Consider the following 25409-nt stretch of genomic DNA (forward strand, 5'->3'; position numbering starts at 1 on the left):
TGGGGTCAGGTCAGCAGGTGCTCGCGCAGCGCGGTGAGTTGGGCGTCGGTGACGCCGGCGTGGCGCAGGTAGCCCTCCACCGAGCCGTGGGCCTGCCGCAGCTCGGTGAGGAAGAGCGTCATGGCCTCGGCGGGGCAGGTCAGCACCGGCAGGGTGTGCCCCGCCCGCTGGCCGGTGGCCTCGAACCAGGCGCGGTACCGCTCGCCGGCCTCGGTGCTCAGGGCGTAGTCGGCGGCGATGTCGTCGTCGGCGACGCCGAGCACCGCGAGGGTGAGCCCGCAGACGATGCCCGTGCGGTCCTTGCCGGCGACGCAGTGCACGACCACGGGGGCGCTGGCGTCGTCGGCGATCAGCCCGATCGCCTCGGCGAGCCCGGCGGTGCCCGTCCCGGCGAGGTCGGCGTACCGGTCGGCCAGGTAGCGGGCCAGGTCGGTGCCGGGACGGTAGGGCCGCTCGCCCCACTCCGCGTGCTCCGGATGGATGTTGCGCCAGGTCAGGCCGTCGAAGTGGGGGACGCGGCCGTCACGCTCCACCTCGTACGGGCGGCGCAGGTCGATGACCGTGCGGACGCCGAGGGCGGCGAACGCCTCCCGGTCGGTGTCGTCGATGCGGTGCAGCGAGTCGGAACGGTAGAGCCGCCCCGGGCGCACCGTGCGACCGTCGTGGCCGACGTGGCCGCCCACGTCGCGGAAGTTGAACGTCGCGGAGAAGGGGATCCTGCGACCGACCTCGATGGAGTCCACGCTGACACGGTAACGGCCTCCCACGATCCGCGGGAGGCCGTCGCGCGCCGTGCCGGTCAGCGGGCGGTGCCGGGCGGGATGGCCGAGTACGTCTCGCCGTAGTAGCCGCCGAGGCGGTCCCGGTAGGTGGGGTCGGTGTCGGCGGTCTCGTCGTACTCCGGGGCGGCCTTGATCTGGTCCTTGCTCCGGTCGACGTACACCTTGCGCTCGTCGTGGTCGACGTGGTTGACGGTGCCGGCGGGGACCATGACCTTCCGGCCGAAGATCCACGGCCCGGTGTCCACCACGAGGTAGCTGTCGTTGACCTCGTGACTGGCGCTGTCGATCTTGCCGATGCCGCCGTCGGTGGCCTCGACCTTGTAGCCGACCAGGTCGGCGTCGGCGACCCTCGCGGTGTCGCGGTAGCGCCACGGGTCGAACGTGCCGGCCGGGGCGCCGCCGGCGAACTCGCCCTGGCCGCCGCCGCGCAGCGGGTCCGGGCTGCCGTGGGTGCTGTGCGGGTCGAGCCTGTCCATCTGACAACTCCTGCCCCGACTGTCGCCAGTCGTCTCGCCGGTCCGGGTGTCTCTCGTCTGCTCCCGAGGAGCTACCCGGGCCGTCCCCACCGGAAACGGCGGGGCGGACGCCGGGGACGACGCGGGGCGGACGCCGGAGCAAGACGCGGGGCCGGTGCCGGGGACGACGCAGGGCCGGCGCCGCATCGCGGCGCCGGCCCTGCGTGTCGTACCCGTCAGGCGAGCGCGGCCTGGGCGTCCAGGGTCACCGCGGCGGCGTGCACGACGGCGGCGATGCGCAGTCCCTCGTGCACCTGCTCGCGGCTGAAGCCCGCGTTGCGCAGGGTCTTCTCGTGCGACTCCAGGCACACCCCGCAGCCGGTGATCGCCGAGACCGCCAGGCACCAGAGCTCGAAGTCGGCCTTGTCCACGCCCGGCTTGGCGATGATCTGCATCCGCAGCCGCGCCGGGATCGACTGGTACTGCTCGTCGCCGATCAGGTGCTTGGCCCGGTAGTAGACGTTGTTCATCGCCATGATCGCGGCGGCGCCCTTGGCGGCCTCGACCGCCTCCGGCCCGAGGTGGGTGGCCGCCTCGGCCGCGATCTCGCGCAGCACCACCGGGTTGCGCGCCGCGACGGCACAGGCCAGGGCGGTGCCCCACGCCTGCTCCGGCTTCAGCGTGCTGGTGGCGATGGTGGAGCCGAGGTTGAGCTTGATGTCCTTGGCGTACTCGGGCAGAGCCGCCTTGACCGCGTCCAGACCCATGGTCAGGCCCCGGCGCCGGCGAGGAGCTTGGTGGCGTCCAGGGTGTCGCCGCCCTTGTTCCAGTTGCACGGGCAGAGCTCGTCGGTCTGGAGGGCGTCGAGCACCCGCAGCACCTCGGAGACGTTGCGGCCGACCGAGCCGGCGGTCACCATGACGAACTGGATCTCGTTGTCCGGGTCGACGATGAAGGTCGCCCGCTGGGCCACGCCGTCCTCGCCGAGCACGCCGCAGGCGGCGGTCAGCTCACGCTTGACGTCGCTCAGCATCGGGAACGGCAGCTCGCGCAGGTCCGGGTGGTCCTTGCGCCACGCGTAGTGGACGAACTCGTTGTCCACCGACACGCCGAGGACCTGGGCGTCCCGGTCGGCGAACTCCTCGTTCAGCCGGCCGAACTCCGCGATCTCGGTCGGGCAGACGAAGGTGAAGTCCTTCGGCCAGAAGAAGACGACGCGCCACTTCCCCTGGTGCGACTTGTGGTCGATCGACTCGAACGCCTTGTCGGCGTCCAGCGACACGCAGGCGGTGAGTTCGTACTCGGGGAAGCGGTCACCGACAGTGAGCACAGGTCCTCCTTGACAGCGGCACGAGGCCGGTAACTGGATCGGTTCCAGATACTTCCGCAGCTCCGTTTCCGCCGGTCGGCGGCCGGGTGACTTGTGAAGTCGATCACCGACGGCGGGTCGTGCCGGCGAGCCGTTCACCCGTGCGGTACCGGGACCCTCCGTCACCGTCCCGCCATGTGGATTACGCCTCCCAAAACCGGGTCCCAGATGGCAGAGTGGCGATCGTGACCAGCACCGACCTGATTATTCGCACCTAGCGCGCCGGCCTCCCCTCCGCCGAGCGCGCAGACCTCCCGCATCCGCGGGGGGTCTTTTTGTTGCTCTCCGAAAGGACTCCCTGATGACGTTCCAGGTGTACGACACCACGCTGCGCGACGGCGCCCAGCGCGAGGGGCTCAGTTACTCGGTGGTCGACAAGCTCGCGGTGGCCCGCCTGCTCGACGAGTTCGGGGTCGGCTTCATCGAGGGAGGCTGGCCGGGCGCCGTGCCGAAGGACACCGAGTTCTTCCGCCGGGCACGCGCCGAACTCGACCTGAAGCACGCGCTGCTGGTCGCGTTCGGGGCCACCCGCCGGGCCGGGGTGGCCGTCGGCGAGGACCCGCAGGTCCGTGGCCTGCTCGACGCGCAGACGCCGGCGATCGCCCTGGTCGCCAAGGCGGACCTGCGGCACGTCGAGCGGGCGCTGCGCACCACCGGGGCCGAGAACCTGGCGATGGTCCGCGACACGGTGGCGCACCTGGTGGCCGAGGGGCGCCGGGTCTTCGTCGACGGAGAGCACTTCTTCGACGGCTACCGGTCCGACCCGGCGTACACGGCCGCCGTCGTGGAGACCGCCCTCGCCGCCGGCGCCGAGCGGGTGGTGCTCTGCGACACCAACGGCGGGATGCTGCCCTCCCAGGTGACCGCCGCCATCGCCGACCTGACCGCGCGGCTCGGGGTCGGCCCGGAACTGCTCGGCATCCACTGCCAGAACGACACGGCCTGCGCGGTGGCCAACACCGTCGCCGCCGTGGAGGCGGGGGTACGCCACTTCCAGGGCACCGCCAACGGCTACGGCGAGCGCCCCGGCAACGCCGACATCTTCGCCGTGGTCGCCAACCTCCAGCTCAAGCTCGGGCTGCCCGTCCTACCGGAGGGCTGCCTGGGGCAGATGGTGCGGGTCTCCCACGCCATCGCCGAGATCGCCAACATCGCCCCCGACACCCACCAGGCGTACGTCGGGGCCGCGGCCTTCGCTCACAAGGCGGGGCTGCACGCGAGCGCGATCAAGGTGGATCCGCTGCTCTACAACCACGTGGACCCACAGGTGGTGGGCAACGACATGCGGATCCTCGTCACCGAGATGGCCGGCCGGGCCAGCGTCGAGCTCAAGAGCCGTGAACTCGGCCTGGACCTGGCCGGCCATCCGGAGGCGCTGTCGCGGGTCACCCGGCGGGTCAAGGAGCTGGAGGCCGACGGCTGGTCGTTCGAGGCCGCCGACGCGTCGTTCGAACTGCTGGTCCGCTCGGAGCTGGACACCGCCCCCGCCAGGCCGTTCGCGCTGGAGTCGTACCGGGTGCTGGTGGAGCACCGGGAGGATGGCGCGGTGGTCTCGGAGGCGACCGTCAAGATCCGCGTACGTGGGGAGCGGGTGATCGCCACCGCCGAGGGCAACGGTCCGGTCAACGCCCTGGACGAGGCGCTGCGGGTCGGGCTGGCCCGGCACTACCCGGAGCTGCGCGACTTCGAGCTGGCCGACTACAAGGTGCGGATCCTGGAGGGCACCCACGGCACCGGCGCGGTGACCCGGGTGCTGCTGGAGACGGTCGACGGCAGCAACCGCGACTGGACCACGGTCGGCGTGCACCCCAACGTCGTCGAGGCGTCCTGGCACGCCCTCGTCGACGCGCTCACCTACGGCCTCGACCGCGCCCGGGTCTGAGCCGCCCCGGCCCCCACACACCGGCAGCCGGGGGCCTCACCCGACCGGGAGGCGCAGCTCGGCCAGGACGGCGCGGTGGTCGCTGCCCCGCACGGGGTGCACGGTGACTGCGCGCACCGCGATCCGCCGGTCGACCAGCACGTGGTCGATGGTCACCGGCGGGATCGGGTCCCCGTCGTACGGGCCCCAGGTGCCGACCAGGCCCGCGCCGACCTGGTCGGCGGCGTCGACGTAGCCGGTGTCCAGCAGGGCGCGCAGCGGGGCGTGGTCGAGGGTGGCGTTGAAGTCGCCGGCGAGGATCCGCAGCGGCCCGTCCGGGGTGGCGGGCGGCTGCGCCGCCAGGTCGGCGCGCCAGTGGCCGACCTGGTCCACCGCGTAGGGGGCCGACGGGTGCGCCGACTCGACCCGGACCGCCGGCGCCCCGGGGACCGCCACCGTGCCGTAGGCCTGGTCGAATCCCCAGCCGCCGCGGTTGTGCCGGACGCCGCCGTCGCTGATCGGGAACCGCGCGTAGAGGCCGGAGCCGACGGTGCCGGTCTGCGGGTGGAGCTGTCGGTGGGGGAGCAGCCCGGGCAGGCCGAGCCGGTCCAGCTCCGCCTCGGCGTCCGGGGTGAACTCCTGCACGGCGAGCACGTCGACCCGGTGCCGCCGGACCAGGTCGACCAGCGCCCGCGCGTCGCCGGCCCCGGCGAGCAGGTTGGCGGTCAGCAGCCGCACCGTCGGCCCGCCGGTCGGGGGCTGGCCGGACGGCAGTGCCCGGGGCGCCACCACGGCCACCAGGGTTGCCGTGACCAGCGCCGCGACCACCGCGGGCCACCGGCGCCGCAGGGCGAGCGCGAGCACCAGCGGCAGGAGGCTCCCGGCGGCGGCGTACGGGGTGAAGGCGAGCAGTTGCACCAGCGGCCCCCGGTCGAGACCGCCCAGTCGTACCGCCGCCCAGGCGACCCCGGGCGCGACGGCGGCCCAGCAGAGCGCGGTGCGCAGCGGCGCCGTCCGGCGGCCCGTCGCCGGCCGCGCGGTCTCGGTGATCACGGCCGGAGAATAGCGCCCGAGCGCCCGTCCGGCGGTCCCGAACGCGCCCACGCGGCGGCCCCGAAGCATCTCGCGTGACACTTTCGTGAATGGTCCAGCGTTCGCTTCTCACAATTATGTGATCCCGATTCGAGTAATTGACGGGGCGTGATCGACTATTGACCCGCGGCATTTCGTGGTGCTACCTTCCAGTGGGTTGAGACGTCGAAACTCTGAGTAGTAATACCTGCTCAGAGCCGGTGAGAAATCGTTGAAGCGGCAACATCTAGGTGCGGCCTGACGGTGTGGGCTCCAGGCGGTTGTCGCTATTTTCCCGGCCCGAAAAAATGGAAGTCAACCGTCCCGCTTTCAAGTGGGGCCGGTCGAATCCGCACGGTCAACAAAAGGGAGACCTGTCATGACCACACTCTTCCGACGCAAGGCGGCGGCGGTGGCGTTCGCCGCGCTGGCGCTCACCCTGGCCGGAGGCGGGATCGCCGTCGCCCAGCCGGCGGCGCAGGCGCCCGCCGAGGTCGCCCAGCCGGCCGCCCGCCAGCCCGGTTCCGGCAGCCAGCCGGCGGTGACCCCCGCCGAGGCGCGCAAGGCCAGGGCCGCGCTGGCGCAGGGCCCCTCCGCGCTGGCGAGCGCGCCGGGCACTGTCGCCTCCGCCGTCGTCGCCAGCAACGGCACCCTGCTCCGCGGGTCGCCCGAGGTGGTCTCCGCCACCCGGTACGGCCCCGGCGAGTACCACGTGGTGTTCAACTACAACGTCTCGCTGAAGACGTTCGTGGCCACCATCGGCACCACCGACCCGTACAACGTGCCCCCGGGCGGCGAGATCTCCGTCGCGCCGCGGCTCCAGACGCCGAACGCGGTCTTCGTCCAGACCCGCAGCTCGTCGGGGAACGGGGCCGACCGGCCGTTCCACCTGGTCATCGCCAACTGAGCGCCCGCTGACGGCGCCGGCCCCTCACCTGGATGCGGGGGCCGGCGCCGCCGTCCCCGCCGCCCCGCCCCGCCCGCCCCGTCGCAGGGTCGATCATGCAGGTGTGGTGGGGGTTGTGCCCCGAATCGCGCCTTGTGCGGGGCGCCGCAACTGCATGATCGACGCGGGGCTCGGGGGCGTGGGCCGACGCGGGGCTCAGGGGGTGTGGGCGACGCGGGCTCGGGGTGTGGGGGCCGGGTCGGGAGGGTTGTCCCGGTTCGGGCCGCTAAGGGCCGTCCCCGCGCCGATAATCCGACGTTTGTCCGACCGCCGGCACGGGAAGCAAGCACCGTGACGGACATCTCGGACACCCTGGCCAGCGTGCCCAGCCCGGCCGATCCCGATGCGACCCCGGCCGACCTGGAACAGACGCTCTTCGAGGTCAAACGCGTGATCGTCGGGCAGGATCGGCTCGTCGAGCGCCTGCTCACCGCCCTCATCGCAGACGGGCACTGCCTCCTGGAGGGCGTGCCCGGGGTGGCCAAGACGCTCGCCGCGCACACCCTGGCCACCGTGGTCGGCGGCACCTTCTCCCGGATCCAGTTCACCCCGGACCTGGTCCCCTCCGACATTGTCGGCACCAGGATCTACCGCGCGTCGCGCGAGGACTTCGACATCGAGCTGGGCCCGATCATGGCGAACCTGGTGCTCGCCGACGAGATCAACCGGGCCCCGGCCAAGGTGCAGTCCGCCCTGCTGGAGGCGATGGCCGAGCGGCAGGTCTCCATCGGCGGGCACAGCTATCCCGTGCCCGAGCCGTTCCTGGTGCTGGCCACCCAGAACCCCATCGAGTCGGAGGGGGTCTACCAACTGCCGGAGGCGCAGCGCGACCGGTTCATGATGAAGGTGGTTGTCGACTACCCGAGCGACGCCGACGAACTCGCCATCCTCTACCGGATGAGCGCCGACCGGCCCGTCGCCCGGCGGGTGCTCGACCCGCAGCGACTGCGGGACCTCCAGGCCCGCGCCACCCACGTCTTCGTGCACCACGCGATCGCCGAGTACGTGGTCCGGCTGATCTTCGCCACCCGGGACCCCGGCCGGTTCGGCCTGCCCGAGATCGCCCCGCTGCTCGCGTACGGGGCCAGCCCCCGGGCCACCCTCGGCCTGGTCCGCGCCGCGCGGGCCCAGGCGCTCCTGCGCGGTCGCGGGTACGTGCTGCCCGAGGACGTCCGCGAACTCGCCGTCGACGTGCTCGCCCACCGGCTGGTGCTCTCCTTCGACGCGGTCGCCGACGGGGTGGCCGCCGAAGCGGTGGTCCGGCGGCTGGTGGAGGTCGTGCCGCCGCCGCGCGTCGCCACCGCCCACCCGGAACACGCGGCCGACCTGGCGGCGGCATGAGGTGGCGCGGGGCCACCGCGCCGGCCCCCGGGCCGGCCGACCCGGGACTGGCCGACCTCACCGGGGACCGGCGGCTGCGCCGGCTGGAGCTGACCGTCACGCGCCGGCTCGACGGGCTGCTGCACGGCCGGTACCGCGGCCTGCTGCCCGGGCCCGGCAGCGAGACCGCCGGCAGCCGGGAGTACCGGCCCGGTGAGGACGAGGTGCGCCGGATGGACTGGGCGGTGACCGCCCGCACCACGGTCCCGCACGTACGCGAGGTCGACGCCGACCGGGAACTGACCACCTGGCTGTTGGTCGACGCGAGCCCCAGCATGGAGTACGGCACCGCCGAGCTGGACAAGCGGGAGCTGGCCGTGGCGGCCGTCGCGGCGGTCGGCTTCCTCACCGGCGGCGTGGGTAACCGCCTCGGCGCGCAGGTGCTCGGCCCGGACGGGCTGCGCCGGTTCCCGCCCCGCAGCGGACGTACCCATCTGCTGGGGCTGCTCCGGGCCCTGCTGACCGCCCCGCGCGTCGGCGGCCACGACCGCGACGAGCCGGCGCCGGCGGGCCCCGACCTGGCCGACGGGCTGGCCGCCGTGCACCGGGTGGCGCTGCGCCGCGGCCTCGTCGTGGTGGTCTCGGACTTCCTCGACGGACTGCCCGACGACCCACGGCAGGCGCCGTCCTGGGAGGTGCCCCTGCGCCGCCTCGCCGCGCGGCACCAGGTGCTCGCCGTGCAGGTCACCGACCCCCGGGAGCTGGAGTTGCCCGACGTCGGCCTGGTCACCCTCGTCGACCCGGAGACCGGGCGGCGGCGCGAGGTCTGGACCGGCGACCGCGCGCTGCGCGAGCGCTACGCCGCCGCCGCGACCGCCCAGCGCGAGCAGGTACGCCAGGCGCTGCGCCGCAGCGGGGCCACGCACCTGCCGCTGCGCACCGACCGGGACTGGGGCGCCGACATCGTGGGGCACGTGCACGCCCAGCGGCGCCTCGCGGCCGCCCCGGCGCGGGCGGCCCGGGGAGGTGCGGCGTGATCTGGCAGTCGCCCGCCCGGCTCTGGCTCCTGCTCGGGGTGCTCGCCCTGGCCGGCGGCTACCTGCTCATGCAGCGCCGACGCAGCCGGTACGCCGTCCGCTTCACCAACCTGCGGCTGCTCGACCGGGTCGCGCCGCACCGTCCGGCCTGGCGGCGGCACGTGCCGGCCGGGCTCTTCGTGGCCATGCTGGCGCTGCTGGTGGTCGGCTTCGCCCGGCCCACGGCGGAGGTCCGGGTGCCCCGCGAACGGGCCACGGTGATGGTCGCCGTGGACGTCTCCACCTCGATGCTCGCCGGCGACGTGGAACCGGACCGGCTCAGCGCCGCCAAGGAGTCCGCCCGGCGCTTCGTCGACGGCCTGCCGGACGAGTTCAACGTCGGGCTGGTCGCCTTCGCCGGCAGCGCGGCGGTGCTGGTGCCGCCGAGCACCGACCGGGAGGCGCTGCACGAGGGCGTCGAGCGGCTGGTCGAGGGGGCCACCGGGGTGCAGGGCACCGCCATCGGAGAGGCCATCAGCACCTCGCTCGGCGCGGTGAAGGGCTTCGACAGCCAGGCGGCGAAGGACCCGCCGCCGGCCCGGATCATCCTGCTCTCCGACGGGGCGAACACGTCCGGCATCGACCCGATGGAGGCGGCGTCCGAGGCGATCGACATGAAGGTGCCGGTGCACACCATCTCCTTCGGCACCCCGGGCGGCACGGTGGACCGGGGCGGCCGGCCGATCCAGGTGCCCGTCGACGGGCAGACCCTGCGCGCGGTCGCCGAGGAGACGGGTGGCGTGTTCCACGAGGCCAGCACCAGCGACGAGCTGCGCGCCGTCTACGAGGACATCGGGACCTCGGTCGGCTACCGCATCGAACGGCAGGACGTCTCGGCCCGGTTCATCGGTCTCGGGCTGGTGTTCGCCATGGGCGCGGCGGCCGGCTCGATGCGCTGGTTCGCCCGGCTGCCCTGACCCCGTACGGCCACCGTCGAGAAGGACACGTGAGGAGCGTACGCATGGCAGTGCAGACCGGGCTGGGCGAACCGCGCGGCCCCTGGTTCATCTCGCCGGAGCTGGATCCGGACGGGCGGGCCCGGTGGGGCGGGCCCGGACCGGACGGTGGCTCGGCGGGCCGCGGCCCGCGCGGGCGGGTGCTGGCCGCGCTGGCGGTGGTGGCCCTGTCGACCGCCTCCGGGGCGGTGGCCGGCGGCATCGTGGCGGGCCGCGACGAGGCCCCGGGCCCGGCGGCGGCCTCGGCGGCCCCGGTCCCGGCGGAACTGGTGACCGCGGCCGGGAAGACCGTGCCGGGGGTGGTCTCGGTGCTGGTGGGCGGGGCCGGCGGCGCCTCGGCCTCCGGCTCCGGCTTCGCCGTCGACGACCAGCAGCACATCATCACCAACGACCACATCCTGGCCAAGGGGCGCGGCGGCTCGGTGACGGTGGAACTGCCCGACGGGCGGCGGTTCGCCGCCGAGGTCGTCGGGCGGGAGCCGCGCAGCGACCTCGCCGTGCTGCGGGTGCCGCCGTCGGCCGGCCTGGCGGCGTTGCCGCTGGCCAAGCCGGGATCCACCCGGGTGGGGGAGCCGGTGCTGGCGGTCGGCTCGCCGCTCGGGCTGTCCGGCACCGTCACCGCCGGCATCGTCAGCGCCCTGGACCGGCAGGTACGCCTCGGCGACAACCGGCACACCGCCGTGCAGACCGACGCCTCGATCAACCCGGGCAACTCGGGCGGCCCACTCGTCAATGCGCGCGGCGAGGTGGTCGGGGTGAACACGGCCATCGCCACGATCGACGGCAACGGCTCGATCGGCATCGGCTTCGCCATTCCCATCGAACAGGTGCAGCAGACCGCCGACACGATCATCGGGAAGGGTGGCTGAGCTGCGGGCCCGCCGTCGGGGGCGGCCCGGGAATGTGAAAACTGTCGGATACCCGGCGCGAAATGATCGGCCAATGGAAATATCACGCTGAGTATGGATAACTGGCTCGGGTGGAGCGTCCTGGAATCGTGGTCCTCCTGCTGGTGGGCCTGTTGATCGGTACCGGTGTGGGGTCGGCGTACGCCCGGGCACGACGCGGGTGGGCCGACTACCAGACCGTCAAGAAGACCGTGCCCGGCGCCCGGAGCGCCGCGTGGCTGCTGATCAAGGCGGCCACCACGAAGATCGGGGTGATCGCCCTGCTGCTGGTGGGGGCGGTCGCGTACGCCGCCGCCGACTCCGACGGGAGTCCCGACCCACCCGCGCAGACCCCGGGTCCGTCCGCTACCCCGAGCGTCCGGCAGGGGCGCTAGCCTCGGGGGGTGGACGACGGACTGCGGGTGAACGACCGGTGGACCGTTCCCGCCGCCGAGTTGCGGGAACGGTTCTCCCGGTCGTCCGGGCCCGGCGGCCAGGGTGTCAACACCACCGACTCGCGCGTCGAGCTGAGCTACGACCTGGCCGCCTCGCCCGGCGTGCCCGAGCCGCTGCGGGCGCGGGCGCTGGAGCGGCTCGCCGGCCGGCTGGTCGACGGCGTGCTCACCGTGGCCGCCAGCGAGCACCGGGCGCAGCTGGCCAACCGGGAGGCCGCCCGCGAACGGCTGGCCGCGCTGCTGCGCGAGGCCGCCGCCCCGCCGCCCCCGCCCCGCCGGCCCACCCGCCCGTCGCGGGGCGCGAAGGAGCGCCGGCTGGCCGACAAGAAGCGCCGGTCACAGCGCAAGCGCGACCGCCGCGTCGACGGCGACTGACCCGAGACTCCCCACGGGGCCCGGTGCTCCTCGCCGTCATCGACGGGGTCCCCGGCGGCCAGCTCCACGGCTCAGCGGGCAGACCGCTGGCTCAGGGGGTCACGCCCCCCCACCCGTGTCGATGGCGCCGCCTGTTCGAGCAGCGCCGCGCAGACACCGATGAGCCGGGCGCGTAGCTGGCCGGCACGCTGTGCGAACTCGCGTTGACGCGCCGCGTACTCGGCCTTGCCCTCCGGCGTCTCGATGGCCACCGCGGGCTGCCCGTAGGAGGAGAAGTCGTACGGGGACGCCTGCATGTCGAGTAGCCGGATGTCCCTCGCCAGCTCGAAGCAGTCGAGCGCCAGGTCCCCCGGAACCGCGGGCCCCAACTTGGTCGCCCACTTGTGGCAGTCCATCGATGCGTGCAGGCAGCCCGGCTGGTCGAGTTCCACCTGGCTCTCCCTCGTGGGTCGGAGCCGGTTGAGGCCGACCGCGTCCGGGGTGAAGAAGCGGTACGCGTCGAAGTGCGTGCAGCGGATCTGGTGCGACTCGACGACCGCGTCGGTGCCCTCCTGCCCGAGTCGCAGGGGGAGCGGGTGCCGATGCTCACGCTGGCGGTACACCATCGCCCACTCGTGCAGGCCGAAGCAGCCGGTGAAGGCCGGTCGCGACGCGATCGCGGACAACAGGCGGTGGATGAAGCGCACCGACTCGGCCCGGTCGACGAGGAACGCCGCGACGTCGAAGCTCACCGCCCCGTCCGCCGCCGTCGCGTACCAACGCCACTGCCGGTGCGGGGCGGAGCCGTCCGGGCCCGGCGCCAGGGAGACGCCCACGCCCGGGTGCCACCGGCGGAGCACCGAGGGCCGGGTGCCGTAGTAGTCGTACAGGAAGTCGTCGATCGCGTGGCGTTCCCCCGTGGCCCTGCGGGCGCGGTGGCCTGCGGTCAGGGCGTCCGCACGCCTCTCGTGCGCCTCCAGGAGGGCAACCCAGGTCGGCGGGGCGAGGGCGGCGGTCACGAAGCCAAGGGTACGACCGCCGCCCGGCGCCCGGTCAGGGCACGTCCACCCGGACCCCGGCGGAGAACACCCCGCTGCGCAGCTCAAGCTGCTCCGGCGGCGCCTTCCCGGCGACGGTGAAGACCAGCGGCAGCACCGTCCGGCTGCCGGCCGCCATCGGCTGGGCGAAGACGTCCCGGCCCTGGTTGGCGGCCCGGGTCGCCTGCTCGTCGGTGCTGACGAAGTTGCCGTCGGGCAGGTACGCCCGTTGCAGCCGGCCGTGCCAGCTCTGCTGCTCCGGGGTGAGGTTGCGCACCCCGACCGTCGCCTCGCACTGCCGGGCCGCGGCGCCGGGCTCGCACGCGACGCGGTACACGGTGAACTCGAACGCCGACTCGCGCAGCGGCTCGCCGACGGCGCCGTTGACCCCCTGGCCCAGCCACGCGCCGCTGGTCGGCTGGCTGTCGGTGTCGACGGCCGCGACCTGCCGGGTGGCCGTCCAGGCGGCGGTGCCCACCGTGCCGGCGAGCACGACGGCGGCCACCGGGACGATCAGCCAGACGGACGGCTTGCGGCGGAGCTGTTCCGGTCGTGGCGCGGCCGGGCGCGGGTAGACCGTCCCCGGATGCTGGCCGGAGAGGGCCGCGGCGACCGGTCGGCGGCGCCGGCGCCAGGTCCACACCCCGCCCACCGCGAGCACCGTCACCGTGCCGAGCCCGGCCAGCAGCACCGGCGTCCGGCGCCACGGCGGCGTCTCGGAACGCTGGGGCGCGGCGGCCGGCACGCCCGCGGTCCAGGTCGCGGTCGCGCAGTCGTACGGCCGGCTGCCGTCGCGGGCGTAGGCGCAGGCCGGCGCGGTCAGCGGCCGGGCGGGGGCGGCGGCGGTGAGCGCCGTGCCCAGGGTGGTGGTGCTGCGGGCGGGCAGCTTCAGCTGCCAGGTCACCTCGGTGGCCGACTGCCCGGTGCCCCGGGCGGCCCGGGTGGCCCGGCCCCCGGCGGTGATGGCGGTCGCCGAGGCCCCGGGCGGCAGTTCCTGCCGGACGGTGGTGTCCACCGGCGTGCCACCGCTGTTGCGGACCTGGATCCGGTAGCGCGGCGCCGGCGTGCTCTCCGGCACCACCGCGACCGTGACCGGCGGCTTCGCCACCGGCGGGGCGGCCCGGGTCGGGGTGGGCACCGCCGGCGGCGCCGACGGCATCGCCGGCTCCGGGGTCGGCGCGACCACCGGTGGTGGCGCGGCCGCCGCGGGTGGGGCCGCCGCCGGCAGTGCCGGCACGGCGGAGAGAATGCCGAGGCAGTGTACGAACACTGCGAGGGCCCTGTGGTGTCGTGTCGATGCAGGCATACGAACGAACCTCCGGAGCCGACGCTAGGGGCGCGACGACACCGGGCGGGTACGAAGTCGCGAACTCCGCCCCCGCGAGCGGACGGTGTCGTAGGGTGCGCCCTCCCGGCGTCCCGGGCGCGCCTGACTGCGGCCTCGGCCGGGTCGCGGGTCGCCGGGGCTAGATTGGCCTGGTGCGTATCGCTCGTTTTGCTCATGCCAAGGGAATGTCGTTCGGGGTCGTCGAGGGCGAAGCGGAGGCGGGCCCGCAGGGCCTGACCATCGCCGAGATCGAGGGCCACCCGTTCGGCCAGATCACCTTCAGCGGTGCCCGCTGGGCGCTGTCGGACGTCCGCCTGCTCTCGCCGATCCTGCCCAGCAAGGTCGTCTGCGTCGGCCGCAACTACGCCGAGCACGCCGCCGAGCACGGCAGCGAGGTGCCGAAGGAGCCGCTGCTCTTCCTCAAACCGTCCACCTCCGTGATCGGGCCCCGGGACGCGATCCGGCTGCCGATCTTCTCGAAGCAGGTCGAGCACGAGGCCGAACTGGCCGTGGTGATCGGCGCGCCGGGCGCCCGCCGGGCCGACCGGGCCGCCGCGGAGCGGGCCATCTTCGGCTACACCTGCGCCAACGACGTCACCGCCCGGGACCTCCAGCGCTCCGACGGGCAGTGGACCCGCGCCAAGGGCTTCGACTCGTTCTGCCCGATCGGGCCGTGGATCACCACCGGGCTCGACGTCCGCGACCTGGAGATCCGCTGTGAGGTGGGTCGCAATCCGGAGGAGATGGAGGTCCGCCAGCTCGGCCGGACCCGCGACATGGTCTTCGACGTGCCGGCCCTGGTGTCGTACGTCTCGCACGTGATGACGCTGCTCCCCGGCGACGTGGTGCTCACGGGCACGCCGGCCGGGGTTAGCCCGCTGCTGGACGGGGATACGGTCACCGTGCGGATCGAGGGGATCGGAGACCTCACCAACCCGGTGGTGCCCGTCGCCTGATCCGCGTCGAGGCCCCGTTTCCGCAGTTCAGGGGCGGTTTGGGGGACTCGATTTGGCCTGCTGGCACCGGGAGGGTAAAGTTTGATCCCGGCACCGCAAGGGGCCAATGGGGTATGGGGTAATTGGCAGCCCGACTGATTCTGGTTCAGTTAGTCTAGGTTCGAGTCCTGGTACCCCAGCGCAGCCGAGGTTCGCAAGAGCTTCGGGCGCTGGATCTCGTAGGAGACGACTCCGGTTCCCGTTCAGGGGATCGGGGTTCTCTCTGATAGAGTCCAGCGGCACCGCTCGGCAGAGTGGTGCCGCAAGTCAGTTCTGGCCCCGTCGTCTAGCGGCCCAGGACGCCGCCCTCTCAAGGCGGTAGCGCCGGTTCGAATCCGGTCGGGGCTACATCTCAGAACGGCCCGTTCCACTCCGGTGGGGCGGGTCGTTTCGCATGTCCCACGCCGGCGCTGTTCGTTGCCGCGTGGTTGCCTGCGCCGCGACACGGGTGGCAAACGCCGGCGGCTGCGACCCGCCGTGTGCGGCTCGGGCTCGCCCCTGCGGGCCGACCCGTCTCCGCCCCGCCGTGGTGCGGCTCGGGTCCGCCCCTGCGGGCCGACCCGTCTCCGCCCCGCCGTGGTGCGGCTCGGGTCCGCCCCTGCTGGCGACCGGTTTCCGTTCCGGCCGGTCGTGGCCTCGGCCGAAGCGTGGTCTCCGGTCGTCCGATCCTGGTCGTCCGGGTGGTGGAGTGCCGGGACGACCGTCCGGTCGCCCCGATTTCCGTCCCGGTGGGGGCCGCCGCTAGACTACAGCGGCACCGCTCGCAAGGGCGGTGGAAGCAGTGAAGTCTTGGCCCCGTCGTCTAGCGGCCCAGGACGCCGCCCTCTCAAGGCGGTAGCGCCGGTTCGAATCCGGTCGGGGCTACATCTCGAACGGCCCGTTCCACTCCGGTGGAACGGGCCGTTCGGCATTCCACCCTCCCGCCCGGGCTGTCCCCGCGCGCGGTACCCCCGCCCCTGGCCGCGCCGCTGCCGGTCGTGTCGACCAAGAAGTTTTCGCCCGGTCCGGGGTCGAACCCGGGCGGAAACTTCTTGATCGACACGGGGCCGATGGGCGGCGGTGGGGGTGAGCCGGCGGGTGGGCCGGGGTGGGTGGGGTGGGTGGGGGCGTCAGAGGCCGGAGAGGCGTTGGCCGGCTCGGACCACGGCCATCGCGTGGCGTTCGCCGGGGCGGCGTCCCAGGCGCTCGATGGGCCCGGAGATGCTGATCGCGGCGATGACCCGACCGGTGCGGTCGCGGATCGGCGCCGAGACACTCGCCACACCGGCCTCCCGCTCGGCGACGCTCTGCGCCCAGCCCCGGCGGCGTACCTCGGCCAGGGTGCGGCCGGTGAACTTCGACCGGGGCAGCAGCGGCATCACGGCCTCGGGCGGCTCCCAGGCGAGCAGGATCTGCGCCGCGGAGCCCGCCGTCATCGGCAGCACCGAGCCGACCGGCACGGTGTCCCGCAGGCCGCTGGCCCGCTCGGCGGCGGCCACGCAGATGCGCTCGTCGGCGCGGCGCAGGTAGAGCTGGGCGCTTTCGCCCGTCGCGTCCCGCAGCGCCGCCAGCAGCGGCTCCGCCGCCGTCAGGAGCACGTCCGGGGCGGCATTGGCGAGCTCACCCAGGCGCGGGCCGGGACGCCATCGACCCTGGGTGTCCCGGACGAGCATCCGGTGGATCTCCAGCGCCTGCGCCAGCCGGTGCGCGGTGGCCCGGGGCAGCTTGGTGCGTTCAACGAGTTCGGCCAGGCTGGCGCCGTCGACGCAGGCGGCCAGGATGACCACCGCCTTGTCGAGAACGCCGACACCGCTCATACTGTGTCCCACAAGCCGAAACTTACCTCCCAGAATTTAGGATGTCCAGATGGTGGGAGTCACTACTACCGAGCCGAGGACCCTGGCCGAGAAGGTCTGGGACGCGCACGTCGTACGGTCCGCCGAGGGCGAGCCCGATCTGCTCTTCATCGACCTGCACCTGCTGCACGAGGTGACGAGCCCGCAGGCCTTCGACGGGCTGCGCCTCGCCGGGCGCCGGGTGCGCCGCACCGACCTCACGCTCGCGACGGAGGACCACAACACCCCGACGGGGTACGCCGACCCGTCGTTCCGCCTGCGGCGCGGCGACCTGCTCACCATTGCCGACCCGACCTCGCGTACGCAGATCGAGACGCTGCGCCGCAACTGCGCCGAGTTCGGGGTGCGGCTGCACCCGCTGGGCGACGAGAACCAGGGCATCGTGCACGTCATCGGCCCGCAGCTCGGCGTCACCCAGCCCGGCATGACCATCGTCTGCGGGGACTCGCACACCGCCACCCACGGCGCGTTCGGCGCGCTCGCGTTCGGCATCGGCACGAGTGAGGTCGAACACGTGCTGGCGACCCAGACGCTGCCGCAGAGCCGGCCGAAGACGATGGCGGTGAACGTGACGGGGCAGCTCGGTCCCGGGGTCACCGCCAAGGACCTGGTGCTCGCGCTGATCGCCCAGGTGGGTACGGGCGGCGGCCGCGGGCACATCGTCGAGTACCGCGGCGAGGCGATCCGGTCGCTGTCCATGGAGGGGCGGATGACCATCGCCAACATGTCCATCGAGTGGGGCGCCAAGGCCGGCATGATCGCGCCGGACGAGACCACCTTCGCGTACCTGAAGGGGCGGCCGAACGCCCCGAAGGGCGCCGACTGGGACGCGGCGCTGGCCTGGTGGCGGACCCTGCCCACCGACGAGGGCGCCACCTTCGACGCCGAGGTGACCCTGGACGCCGGCGCGGTCACCCCGTTCGTGACCTGGGGCACCAACCCGGGCCAGGGTGCGCCGCTGGGTGCCGTGGTGCCGACCCCGGAGGAGTTCGTCACCGAGGCCGAGCGGACCGCCGCCCGGCGCGCGCTGGAGTACATGGACCTGCGCCCCGGCACCCCGCTGCGCGACCTCGCGGTCGACGTGGTCTTCGTCGGGTCCTGCACCAACGGCCGGCTGGAGGACCTCCGGGCCGCCGCCGACGTGTTGCGCGGGCAGCGGGTCGCCGACGGGGTGCGGATGCTGGTCGTGCCCGGTTCCGCCGCCGTGCGCGAGGCGGCCGAGTCGGAGGGGCTGGACAAGGTCTTCACCGACGCCGGCGCCGAGTGGCGCTTCGCCGGCTGCTCCATGTGCCTGGGGATGAACCCGGACACGCTCTCGCCGGGCCAGCGCTCCGCCTCCACCTCCAACCGCAACTTCGAGGGCCGCCAGGGCCGGGGCGGACGCACCCACCTGGTCTCCCCGCCGGTCGCCGCCGCCACCGCCGTGGCCGGCCGGCTGGCCGCTCCCGCCGACCTGTAGAAGGGCACCCAGATGGAGAGGTTCACCACCCACACGGGCACCGCCGTGCCGCTGCGGCGATCCAACGTGGACACCGATCAGATCATCCCCGCCGTGTACCTCAAGCGGGTGACCCGGACCGGTTTCGCGGACGGCTTGTTCAGCGCCTGGCGGGAGGACCCGGAATTCGTGCTCAACGATGAAACCTATTCGGGTGCGTCGATTCTTGTGGCCGGTCCGGAGTTCGGCACCGGCTCCTCCCGGGAGCACGCCGTCTGGGCGCTGCGCGACTGGGGGTTCCGTGCCGTGATCGCGCCCCGCTTCGGCGACATCTTCCGGGGCAACGCCCTCAAGGAGGGGCTGCTCCCGGTCGAGCTGGAATTGAAGGCGGTCGAGGAGATCTGGGACCTGGTGGAGGCCGACCCGACCACCCCCGTCACCGTGGACCTGACCGCCCGCGAGGTGCGTGTCGGCGAGGCCACCTGGTCGTTCCCGATGGACGACTTCAGCCGTTGGCGGCTGCTGGAGGGCTTGGACGACATTGGACTCACCCTCCGCCACGAGGCGGAGATCAGCGCCTTCGAGGCCGCCCGGCCGCCGTTCCTGCCCTCGGTCGCATAGCCGTACGCCCGATCCCACAGCGGTTTCCGCCCCCGCCGGTCTCACCGGTGGGGGCGAATCCGTTACGACACAAGGGCTTTTTTCGACCGAATGTTTGTGTCCCGGCAGCACAGGGCATACCGTGCGCGCAGAATGGCTCGCGTCGAGTCAGTTGCACAATCGGGAGGAAGTCGTGAACAAGGCCGAGCTCATCGAGGCGCTCGCCGTTCGCCTGGGGGACCGGAAGACGGCGACGGCCGCGCTCGACGCGGTCCTCGCTGAGGTCCAGGCGGCGGTCACCAAGGGCGAGAAGGTGGCGATCACCGGATTCGGAGCGTTCGAAAAGCGCGTCCGGGGCGCCCGAACAGCGCGCAACCCACGGACCGGCGAGGCGGTGAAGGTCAAGAAGACATCCGTCCCGACCTTCCGTCCCGGCGCCGGCTTCAAGGAGATGGTGGCCAGCGGCAAGGTGCCGAAGGCCACGGCGGCGGCGAAGAAGACCACGGCTGCCGCCGCCAAGACCACGTCCGCCACCAAGACCACCGCGGCGGCCAAGACGACGGGTGCCAAGGCCACCGGGGCGAAGGCCACGGGTGCCAAGGCCACGGGTGCCAAGGCCACGGGTGCCAAGGCCACCGGAGCCAAGGCCACCGGGGCCAAGGCAGCGGGCGCGAAGGCGACCGGGACCAAGGCGACCGCAGCGGCCAAGAAGGCCCCCGCGGCGAAGGCGACCAAGACCACCGCGGCGAAGAAGACCGCGACCACCAAGGCCGCCCCGGCGAAGAAGACCACCGCGGCGACCAAGGCCACGGCGGCGAAGAAGACCACCGCGACGGCGAGCAAGAGCGCGGCGGCGAAGAAGGCGCCGGCAAAGAAGGCGGCGGCGAAGAAGACCGCCACCAAGCGCTGACCCTGGCGGTACGACAAGGGCGTCCACCGACGGTGGGCGCCCTTCGCCGTGTCCACCCCCACCCGTTGACCCCGACCGTGCCCCGCCCGCAGAATCGCCGCACCCCTTCCGGTCGGCGAAAGGCAGCCCGGTGCGCTACCGCCACCTCACCACCGTCACCCTCGCCCTGGGCGTCGTGCTCCTGGTCGACGTGCTGCGCGTCTTCCTGCCGGCGGTCATCACCATCTTCGGGCAGGCCGCCTCGACCCCCGCCGAACTGCTGGGGGCGTTCGCGTTCGGCTGGTTCCTGCTCGCCCTGGCCGCGCCCGCGCTGATCCGTCGGGTCGGCGCCCGCCCCGTGACACTCGTCGCCGCGGTGCTGCTGGTCGTGGCCCGGCTCGCCGTCAACGGCCAGCCGGGCGGGCGGCTCCAGCTCTGGCTCGCCACGGCCGGGCTGCTCGCCGGGCTGGTCTGGCTCGCTGGTGCCGCCGCCGGCACTGATCGCCCCGTGCCCGGGTTGGCGCTCGGGCTGGCGGTCGGGGCCGTCCTGCACACGGTGCTGGACACGTACCGCTCGGCGTTCTTCGGGGACTGGCCGGCATGGTTGGCGGCCGTCGGGGTCGCGGGGCTCTTCCTGGCGGGGCAGGCGCGGCCCGCGCCGCCGGCCGGGACGGGCGGCGTACGGAGCTGGCTGCTGGCCGGGCCGGCGCTGCTGCTCGCCGGCATGGTGGCGCTCTCCCCGGCGGTCGCCCGGACGGCGACGTCGTACCAGTTCGGTCTGCTGCGGTCGGATCCCGCCGACGAGGTGGGGGTGGCCACCGTGCCGCTGTTCGGCCCCGCCCCGCTCGCCGTGGCGGTCGGCGGGTTCCTGCTCGCCGCGCTGGCCCCATCCCGCCGGGGCGCCTGGCGGTGGCTCGGGCCGGTGGCCCTGGTCGGCGGGGCCGTCCTCGTCGCCCTCGGACGCGGGGAGTTGCTGCTGCCGGCCGTCCTGCTCACCGCCGTCGGTCTCGGCGCGTGCCTGGCGTCGGCCGGTGCGGCGGACGGGCGGGGCGACGACGGCGCGGACCAAGCCCGCACCCCGGTCCCCGACGGCGCTGGGCAGGACCCGGCGCGGGCGGCCGGTGGCGCGGCGGCCCCGGCGCGGGCGGCCGGGCGGCGCGGGTACGCCGCCGTCGCCGGGATGCTCGTCTTCGCCGTCGCGGCGGTGGCCTACTACTCCGCCTACGACCTCGGCCACCCCAACGCCGGAGTGCCGGTGGCGGTGGCGGTGCTGGTCGCCGCCGTCGCGCTGGCGAGGCGTCCCACCCCGGGGCCGGCCCGGTCGCCGCTGCCGCCGGTGTGGACGGCCGCCACCGCCGCCGTGGTGACGCTGCTGGCCGCGGTCGCCAGCGACGAGCTGCTCTCCGCCACCAACCGGGACGGGCCGCCGGAGACGGTGCGGGTGGCGGCGTACAACGTCCGGATGGGGTTCGGGATGGACGGCCGCTTCGACCCGGACGCGCTGGCGCGGGCCGTCGCCGGGGCCGACGTCGTGGCACTCAGCGAGGTGGACCGGGGCTGGCTGCTCAACGGCGGCCACGACACGCTCGACCTGCTGGCGGAGCGGCTGAACATGCCGTACGTCTTCGCGCCGGCCGCCGATCCGCTCTGGGGCGACGCCGTGCTGAGCCGGTGGCCGCTGGACGCGGCGCGGACCCGGCCGCTGCCGGCGGTCGGCGCGCCCACCGGGGCGCAGGCCCTCGGCGTCACCGTGAACTTCAGCGCGGGCGTCCGCCTGGCGGTCGTCGCCACCCACCTGCAACCGCCGCCCGGCGAGGACCCGGTGGTCCAGGCCCGCGCGGTCGCCGACTTCGCCGTGCGGTACGCGGCCGGCCGGCCCCTGGTGGTCGCCGGAGACCTGAACACCGAGCCGGGGGACCCGGCGTTCGCCGAGTTCACCCGGGCCGGTCTGGTCGACGCGCTCGCCGCCGCCCGCCCCCTGCGGACCAGCCCGGCGGACGCCCCGCGCCAGCAGATCGACCACGTCTTCGTCACGCCCGACCTGGCCGCCGGCGACGCGGCGGCCCCGCCCGGGACGGCCAGCGACCACCTGCCGGTCGCGGTGACGCTGACCCTGCCACCGGCCTGACCCGCCGCCGAACGGGCCGGCCTGACCGCCGCCCGCCGCCCGCTGCCCACTGCCCGCTGCCCGCTGCCCACTGCCCGCTGCCCGCTGCCCGCTGCCCGCCGCCCGCCGTCCGCTGCCCGCCGCCCGACGGGGCGGCCTGACCCGCCGCCCAGCGGGCCGGTCGGGACCGGCCGGCCCCGGTGGCCGCGCGGTCAGAGGCGGTCGCCGGCGAGCAGGCGGTCGCCGGCGAAGGCGAGCAGCCAGCCGCCGCCCTTCGGGGTGGTGAAGTCACCCGGCCGCCCGCTGAGCCGGGCCAGGGCGCCCGGGATCACCTTGCCCTGGCTGCACACCCCCACCGGCTCGCCGGTGGCCGCCAGCGCGGCCAGGCGGGCGGCGGCGGCCAGCGCGCACTCGTCGGGCTGCTGGCCCGGCCGCGGCTCGTCCAGGTCGCCGTCGATCTCGATCGGCAGGTCGAGCAGCGCCGCCGCCGGGTCGAGGGTCTGTACGCAGCGGCGGGCCGAGGCCGACAGCAGCCGCGCCGGCCGGACCAGCGCCACCAGCGGGGCGAGCGCGTGGGCCTGCGCCCAGCCCTGGGCGTCGAGCGGCCGGCCGGTGTCCGGGCCCGACCAGGTGGCCCGCTTGCCGGCGTGGGCGTGCCGGACCAGCGCCACCGTCCCGGTGACCGCGGGCAGGGCCGCGTACGCGGCCAGCACCTCGGCGTCGTGCGGGTAGCTGACCAGCCGGACCGCCTCGTCCACGCCGAGCCAGCGCACGTCGTCGACCTCGGTGCCCGGCTGGAAGCCGCCGGTGCCCACCGCCCGCATCGACCAGTAGTCGACCACCTTCGGGCGGCCCTCGCTGCGGTAGCGCACGGTGGGCAGCCGCACCTGCGGCACCGCCCGGACGTCGGTCTCCTCGGCCACCTCCCGCACGGCGGCGCGCAGCGGATGCTCGCCCGGCTCCAGCTTGCCCTTGGGCAGCGACCAGTCGCCGTAGCGGGGCCGGTGCACGAGGCAGACCAGCACCCCACCGCGCGGGGCGGCGTCCGTGCTCCCGGCGGCCGGCCCTTCGACCGGCCCGGGGTCGTCGGCGGGGCGCCACACGACACCACCCGCCGCCCGGATCGGGGGCGCGGCGTCGGGGAACCCGGGCGGCCGGCCCCGGCCGGGGCCGGCCGCGTCCCGCTCATCCAGCATCAGGTCAGCCTATGCGGGTACCGGTCAGCCCGCCGTGCCACCGACGCGACGCAGCAGCAACTCCTGGAGGTGGACCCGCGGTTCCTCGGCCGTGCCGGTACGCCGGCTCCAGGTGCCGTCCGCCGCCAGCTCGAACGCGTCCACGTCGGGGCTCATCGCGGCGGTCAGCACGTGGTCCAGCTCGGCCCGGGCGACGGGGTCGCTCACCCGCACCAGCGCCTCGACCCGGCGGTCCAGGTTGCGGTGCATCAGGTCGGCCGAGCCCATCCAGAACTCGGCGTCGCCGTCGTTGCCGAACCGGAAGATCCGGGAGTGCTCCAGGAACCGGCCCAGGATCGAGCGGACCCGGATGTTCTCCGAGAGGCCGGGCACCCCCGGGCGCAGCGTGCACATGCCCCGGATCACCAGGTCCACGTGGACGCCGGCCCGGGAGGCCCGGTAGAGCGCGTCCGTGATCTTCTCGTCGACCAGCGAGTTCACCTTGATCTGCACGAGCCCGGGCATGCCCAGCCGGACGTGCGCGATCTCCCGCTCGATGCGTTCGATGAGGCCGCTGCGGATGCCCTGCGGCGCCACCAGCAGCCGGCGGTACGCGGTCTGCCGGCTGTAGCCGGTGAGGACGTTGAACAGGTCGGTCAGGTCGGCCCCGATCTCCGGGTCGGCGGTGAGCATGCCGAAGTCCTCGTAGAGCCGGGCGGTCTTCGGGTGGTAGTTGCCGGTGCCGATATGGCAGTAGCGGCGGATCTGGTTGCCCTCCTGGCGTACCACCAGGGCGGTCTTGCAGTGCGTCTTGAGCCCGACCAGGCCGTAGACGACGTGGCAGCCGGCGCGCTCCAGCTTGCGCGCCCAGCCGATGTTGGCCACCTCGTCGAAGCGCGCCTTCAGCTCGACCAGCACCACCACCTGCTTGCCGGCGGCCGCCGCGTCGACGAGCGCGTCCACGATCGGGGAGTCGCCGCTGGTGCGGTAGAGGGTCTGCTTGATGGCCAGCACGTCCGGGTCCGCGGCGGCCTGCTCGATGAAGCGCTGCACGCTGGTGGCGAACGAGTGGTACGGGTGGTGGACCAGGATGTCGCCGTCGCGCAGGGTCGCGAAGACGCTGCGCGGCACCTCGCCCTCGGTGAGGCGGGGGTGGGTGGCCGGCACGAACGGCGGGTCCTTCAGGTCCGGCCGGTCGGCCTCGTCGTAGAGCTGCCAGAGCGCGGAGAGGTCGAGCAGGCCGGGCACCCGCAGCACCTCCTGGTCGTGCATGTCCAGCTCGCGGACGAGCAGCTCCAGCACGTGGTCGGAGACCGAGGCGGCCACCTCCAGCCGCACGGGCGGGCCGAACCGGCGCCGGGCCAGCTCCCGTTCCAGGGCCTGGAGCAGGTCCTCGTCGCGGTCCTCGTCGACCTCCACCTCGGCGTTGCGGGTGACCCGGAACAGGTGGCACTCGACCACCTGCATGCCGGAGAAGAGCTGCCCCAGGTGCACCGAGATCAGGTCCTCCACCGGCAGCATCCGCACGCCCGGCAGGTCGCGGTGCACCCGGACGAAGCGGGGCACGTTGTTCGGCACCTTCACCCGGGCGAAGAACTCCGAGCCGCCGTCCGGGTCGCGGACCGCCACCGCGAGGTTCAGCGACCGCCCGGAGATGTACGGGAAGGGGTGCGCCGGGTCCACCGCCAGCGGGGTCAGCACCGGGAAGATCTGCTCCCGGAAGTACGCGCGCAGCCGTTCCCGCTCGGGGTCGTCCAGGTCGGCCCAGCGCAGGATCCGGATGTCCTCGGCGGCCAGCTTCGGCAGCACCTCGTCCGTGAAGCAGGCCGAGTGCCGGGCCACCAGCGTCGCGGCCTTCCCGGCGACCAGTTCCAGCTGGGTGCGCAGCGGCATCCGGTCCCCGCCGCGTACCGGCAGGCCGGCCTGGAGCCGGCGCTTCAGCCCGGCGACCCGCACCATGTAGAACTCGTCGAGGTTGCTGGCGAAGATGGCCAGGAACTTGGCCCGCTCCAGCAGCGGCGTGCGCGGGTCCTCGGCGAGCGCCAGCACCCGGGCGTTGAAGTCGAGCCAGGAGAGCTCCCGGTTGAGGAAGCGGTCCTCCGGCAGCGGCTCCGCTGCGGGGGGCTCGTCGACGAGGTCGGGCGCCGGCGCCTCGACGGGCGGCGCCGCATCCAGCACCTCCTCCAGCCCGGCGGAGGCGGCCGCACCACCGGCACCGGCGGCGTCGGCCGAGCCGGTCGCGGCGGACCCTCCGCCCGGGGTCGCGGCGGACCCTCCGCCCGGGGTTGCTGTGGGCGCCTCGCCGTGGGTCGCGGCCGGCGCCGCCTCCGGGGTCGCGGCCGTCGGGTCGGCGTGGAAGCGGCCGTCGGCGCCCCGGGACCGGGTGCCGTTGCGGGGGGCGGCCGGGTCGGTGGACGGTCGGTTGGCGGAGGGCTTGCGAGGGGTGCTCACCTGCCCATAATCACCCGGATGCG

The 25409-nt window shown here is 74.2% G+C and carries 23 protein-coding genes and 3 tRNA genes; 16 read left to right on the forward strand and 10 right to left on the reverse strand.

Annotation, left to right across the window (positions count from 1 at the left end):
• Positions 1-5: 5 nt before the first annotated feature.
• The 4 genes from OG989_RS14040 to OG989_RS14055 all read right to left on the reverse strand — a co-directional run bounded on the left by OG989_RS14040 (position 6) and on the right by OG989_RS14055 (position 2567).
• Positions 6-770, reverse strand: a complete 765-nt coding sequence (locus tag OG989_RS14040; protein WP_442791951.1) for a tyrosine-protein phosphatase — start codon at positions 768-770, stop codon at positions 6-8.
• 29 nt (positions 771-799) lie between these two features.
• Positions 800-1258, reverse strand: coding sequence for a PRC-barrel domain containing protein (locus OG989_RS14045; RefSeq protein WP_121396159.1), 459 nt, complete (start codon positions 1256-1258; stop codon positions 800-802).
• 215 nt (positions 1259-1473) lie between these two features.
• Positions 1474-2004, reverse strand: coding sequence for a carboxymuconolactone decarboxylase family protein (locus OG989_RS14050; protein WP_132232570.1), 531 nt, complete (start codon positions 2002-2004; stop codon positions 1474-1476).
• 2 nt (positions 2005-2006) lie between these two features.
• On the reverse strand, positions 2007-2567 hold the full coding sequence (locus tag OG989_RS14055) for a peroxiredoxin (protein WP_151455713.1): 561 nt from the start codon (positions 2565-2567) through the stop codon (positions 2007-2009).
• A gap of 340 nt (positions 2568-2907) precedes the next feature.
• On the opposite strand from OG989_RS14055, the gene cimA reads away from it, so the two are divergent.
• Positions 2908-4488: a citramalate synthase gene (gene cimA / locus OG989_RS14060; RefSeq protein ID WP_327030743.1), complete on the forward strand. Its 1581-nt coding sequence runs from the start codon at positions 2908-2910 to the stop codon at positions 4486-4488.
• A gap of 36 nt (positions 4489-4524) precedes the next feature.
• On the opposite strand, the gene OG989_RS14065 is transcribed toward cimA, so the two are convergent.
• The gene (locus OG989_RS14065) at positions 4525-5472 is read right to left on the reverse strand and encodes an endonuclease/exonuclease/phosphatase family protein (RefSeq protein WP_327031159.1); all 948 of its coding nucleotides are present in this window, start codon (positions 5470-5472) and stop codon (positions 4525-4527) included.
• 445 nt (positions 5473-5917) lie between these two features.
• Here OG989_RS14065 and OG989_RS14070 point away from each other — a divergent pair, with 445 nt between their 5' ends.
• The 7 genes from OG989_RS14070 (at position 5918) to arfB (ending at position 11553) form a co-directional block, all read left to right on the forward strand.
• Positions 5918-6445, forward strand: coding sequence for a hypothetical protein (locus tag OG989_RS14070; protein WP_327030744.1), 528 nt, complete (start codon positions 5918-5920; stop codon positions 6443-6445).
• Positions 6446-6775: 330 nt separating this feature from the next.
• Complete coding sequence (locus OG989_RS14075) at positions 6776-7825, forward strand: AAA family ATPase (protein WP_327030745.1); 1050 nt, start codon at positions 6776-6778, stop codon at positions 7823-7825.
• On the forward strand, positions 7822-8841 hold the full coding sequence (locus OG989_RS14080) for a DUF58 domain-containing protein (RefSeq protein ID WP_327030746.1): 1020 nt from the start codon (positions 7822-7824) through the stop codon (positions 8839-8841). Before OG989_RS14075 ends, OG989_RS14080 begins: the two co-directional genes overlap by 4 nt.
• Positions 8838-9797 carry a VWA domain-containing protein gene (locus tag OG989_RS14085; RefSeq protein ID WP_151457531.1) on the forward strand — a complete coding sequence of 320 codons (960 nt, stop codon included), beginning with the start codon at positions 8838-8840 and terminating at the stop codon, positions 9795-9797. The genes OG989_RS14080 and OG989_RS14085 overlap by 4 nt, the downstream gene beginning before the upstream one ends.
• Before the next feature lie 44 nt (positions 9798-9841).
• Complete coding sequence (locus tag OG989_RS14090; RefSeq protein ID WP_151457530.1) at positions 9842-10705, forward strand: S1C family serine protease; 864 nt, start codon at positions 9842-9844, stop codon at positions 10703-10705.
• Between the two features lie 110 nt (positions 10706-10815).
• On the forward strand, positions 10816-11118 hold the full coding sequence (locus tag OG989_RS14095; protein ID WP_151457529.1) for a hypothetical protein: 303 nt from the start codon (positions 10816-10818) through the stop codon (positions 11116-11118).
• Between the two features lie 9 nt (positions 11119-11127).
• Positions 11128-11553, forward strand: coding sequence for an alternative ribosome rescue aminoacyl-tRNA hydrolase ArfB (arfB, locus tag OG989_RS14100; RefSeq protein WP_132232586.1), 426 nt, complete (start codon positions 11128-11130; stop codon positions 11551-11553).
• Between the two features lie 71 nt (positions 11554-11624).
• Here the strand turns inward: arfB and OG989_RS14105 are convergent, their stop codons facing one another.
• Positions 11625-12551: a 3-methyladenine DNA glycosylase gene (locus OG989_RS14105; protein WP_327030747.1), complete on the reverse strand. Its 927-nt coding sequence runs from the start codon at positions 12549-12551 to the stop codon at positions 11625-11627.
• Positions 12552-12585: 34 nt separating this feature from the next.
• Positions 12586-13875, reverse strand: coding sequence for a hypothetical protein (locus OG989_RS14110; RefSeq protein ID WP_327030748.1), 1290 nt, complete (start codon positions 13873-13875; stop codon positions 12586-12588).
• A gap of 173 nt (positions 13876-14048) precedes the next feature.
• Here OG989_RS14110 and OG989_RS14115 point away from each other — a divergent pair, with 173 nt between their 5' ends.
• From OG989_RS14115 to OG989_RS14130, 4 genes are all read left to right on the forward strand, one after another.
• Complete coding sequence (locus tag OG989_RS14115) at positions 14049-14852, forward strand: fumarylacetoacetate hydrolase family protein (protein ID WP_151457599.1); 804 nt, start codon at positions 14049-14051, stop codon at positions 14850-14852.
• A gap of 107 nt (positions 14853-14959) precedes the next feature.
• Positions 14960-15031, forward strand: a tRNA-Gln gene (locus OG989_RS14120).
• A 135-nt stretch (positions 15032-15166) separates the two neighbouring features.
• A tRNA-Glu gene (locus OG989_RS14125) sits at positions 15167-15239 on the forward strand.
• Between the two features lie 443 nt (positions 15240-15682).
• A tRNA-Glu gene (locus tag OG989_RS14130) sits at positions 15683-15755 on the forward strand.
• A gap of 245 nt (positions 15756-16000) precedes the next feature.
• Here the strand turns inward: OG989_RS14130 and OG989_RS14135 are convergent.
• Complete coding sequence (locus tag OG989_RS14135; RefSeq protein ID WP_013284529.1) at positions 16001-16687, reverse strand: IclR family transcriptional regulator; 687 nt, start codon at positions 16685-16687, stop codon at positions 16001-16003.
• Positions 16688-16736: 49 nt separating this feature from the next.
• On the opposite strand from OG989_RS14135, the gene leuC reads away from it, so the two are divergent.
• From leuC to OG989_RS14155, 4 genes are all read left to right on the forward strand, one after another.
• Positions 16737-18185 (forward strand): 3-isopropylmalate dehydratase large subunit, encoded by a 1449-nt coding sequence (gene leuC / locus OG989_RS14140; protein ID WP_327030749.1) that lies wholly within the window; start codon positions 16737-16739, stop codon positions 18183-18185.
• Between the two features lie 12 nt (positions 18186-18197).
• The gene (leuD, locus tag OG989_RS14145; RefSeq protein WP_151457654.1) at positions 18198-18785 is read left to right on the forward strand and encodes a 3-isopropylmalate dehydratase small subunit; all 588 of its coding nucleotides are present in this window, start codon (positions 18198-18200) and stop codon (positions 18783-18785) included.
• Positions 18786-18957: 172 nt separating this feature from the next.
• The gene (locus tag OG989_RS14150; protein ID WP_327031160.1) at positions 18958-19674 is read left to right on the forward strand and encodes an HU family DNA-binding protein; all 717 of its coding nucleotides are present in this window, start codon (positions 18958-18960) and stop codon (positions 19672-19674) included.
• Positions 19675-19804: 130 nt separating this feature from the next.
• Complete coding sequence (locus OG989_RS14155; protein ID WP_327030750.1) at positions 19805-21781, forward strand: endonuclease/exonuclease/phosphatase family protein; 1977 nt, start codon at positions 19805-19807, stop codon at positions 21779-21781.
• A 191-nt stretch (positions 21782-21972) separates the two neighbouring features.
• On the opposite strand, the gene OG989_RS14160 is transcribed toward OG989_RS14155, so the two are convergent.
• Positions 21973-22956 (reverse strand): NUDIX hydrolase, encoded by a 984-nt coding sequence (locus OG989_RS14160; protein ID WP_327030751.1) that lies wholly within the window; start codon positions 22954-22956, stop codon positions 21973-21975.
• Between the two features lie 24 nt (positions 22957-22980).
• Complete coding sequence (locus OG989_RS14165) at positions 22981-25386, reverse strand: RNA degradosome polyphosphate kinase (protein WP_151456687.1); 2406 nt, start codon at positions 25384-25386, stop codon at positions 22981-22983.
• Positions 25387-25409 lie beyond the last annotated feature (23 nt).

Source organism: Micromonospora sp. NBC_01740 (assembly GCF_035920365.1).
Classification (GTDB): domain Bacteria; phylum Actinomycetota; class Actinomycetes; order Mycobacteriales; family Micromonosporaceae; genus Micromonospora; species Micromonospora reichwaldensis.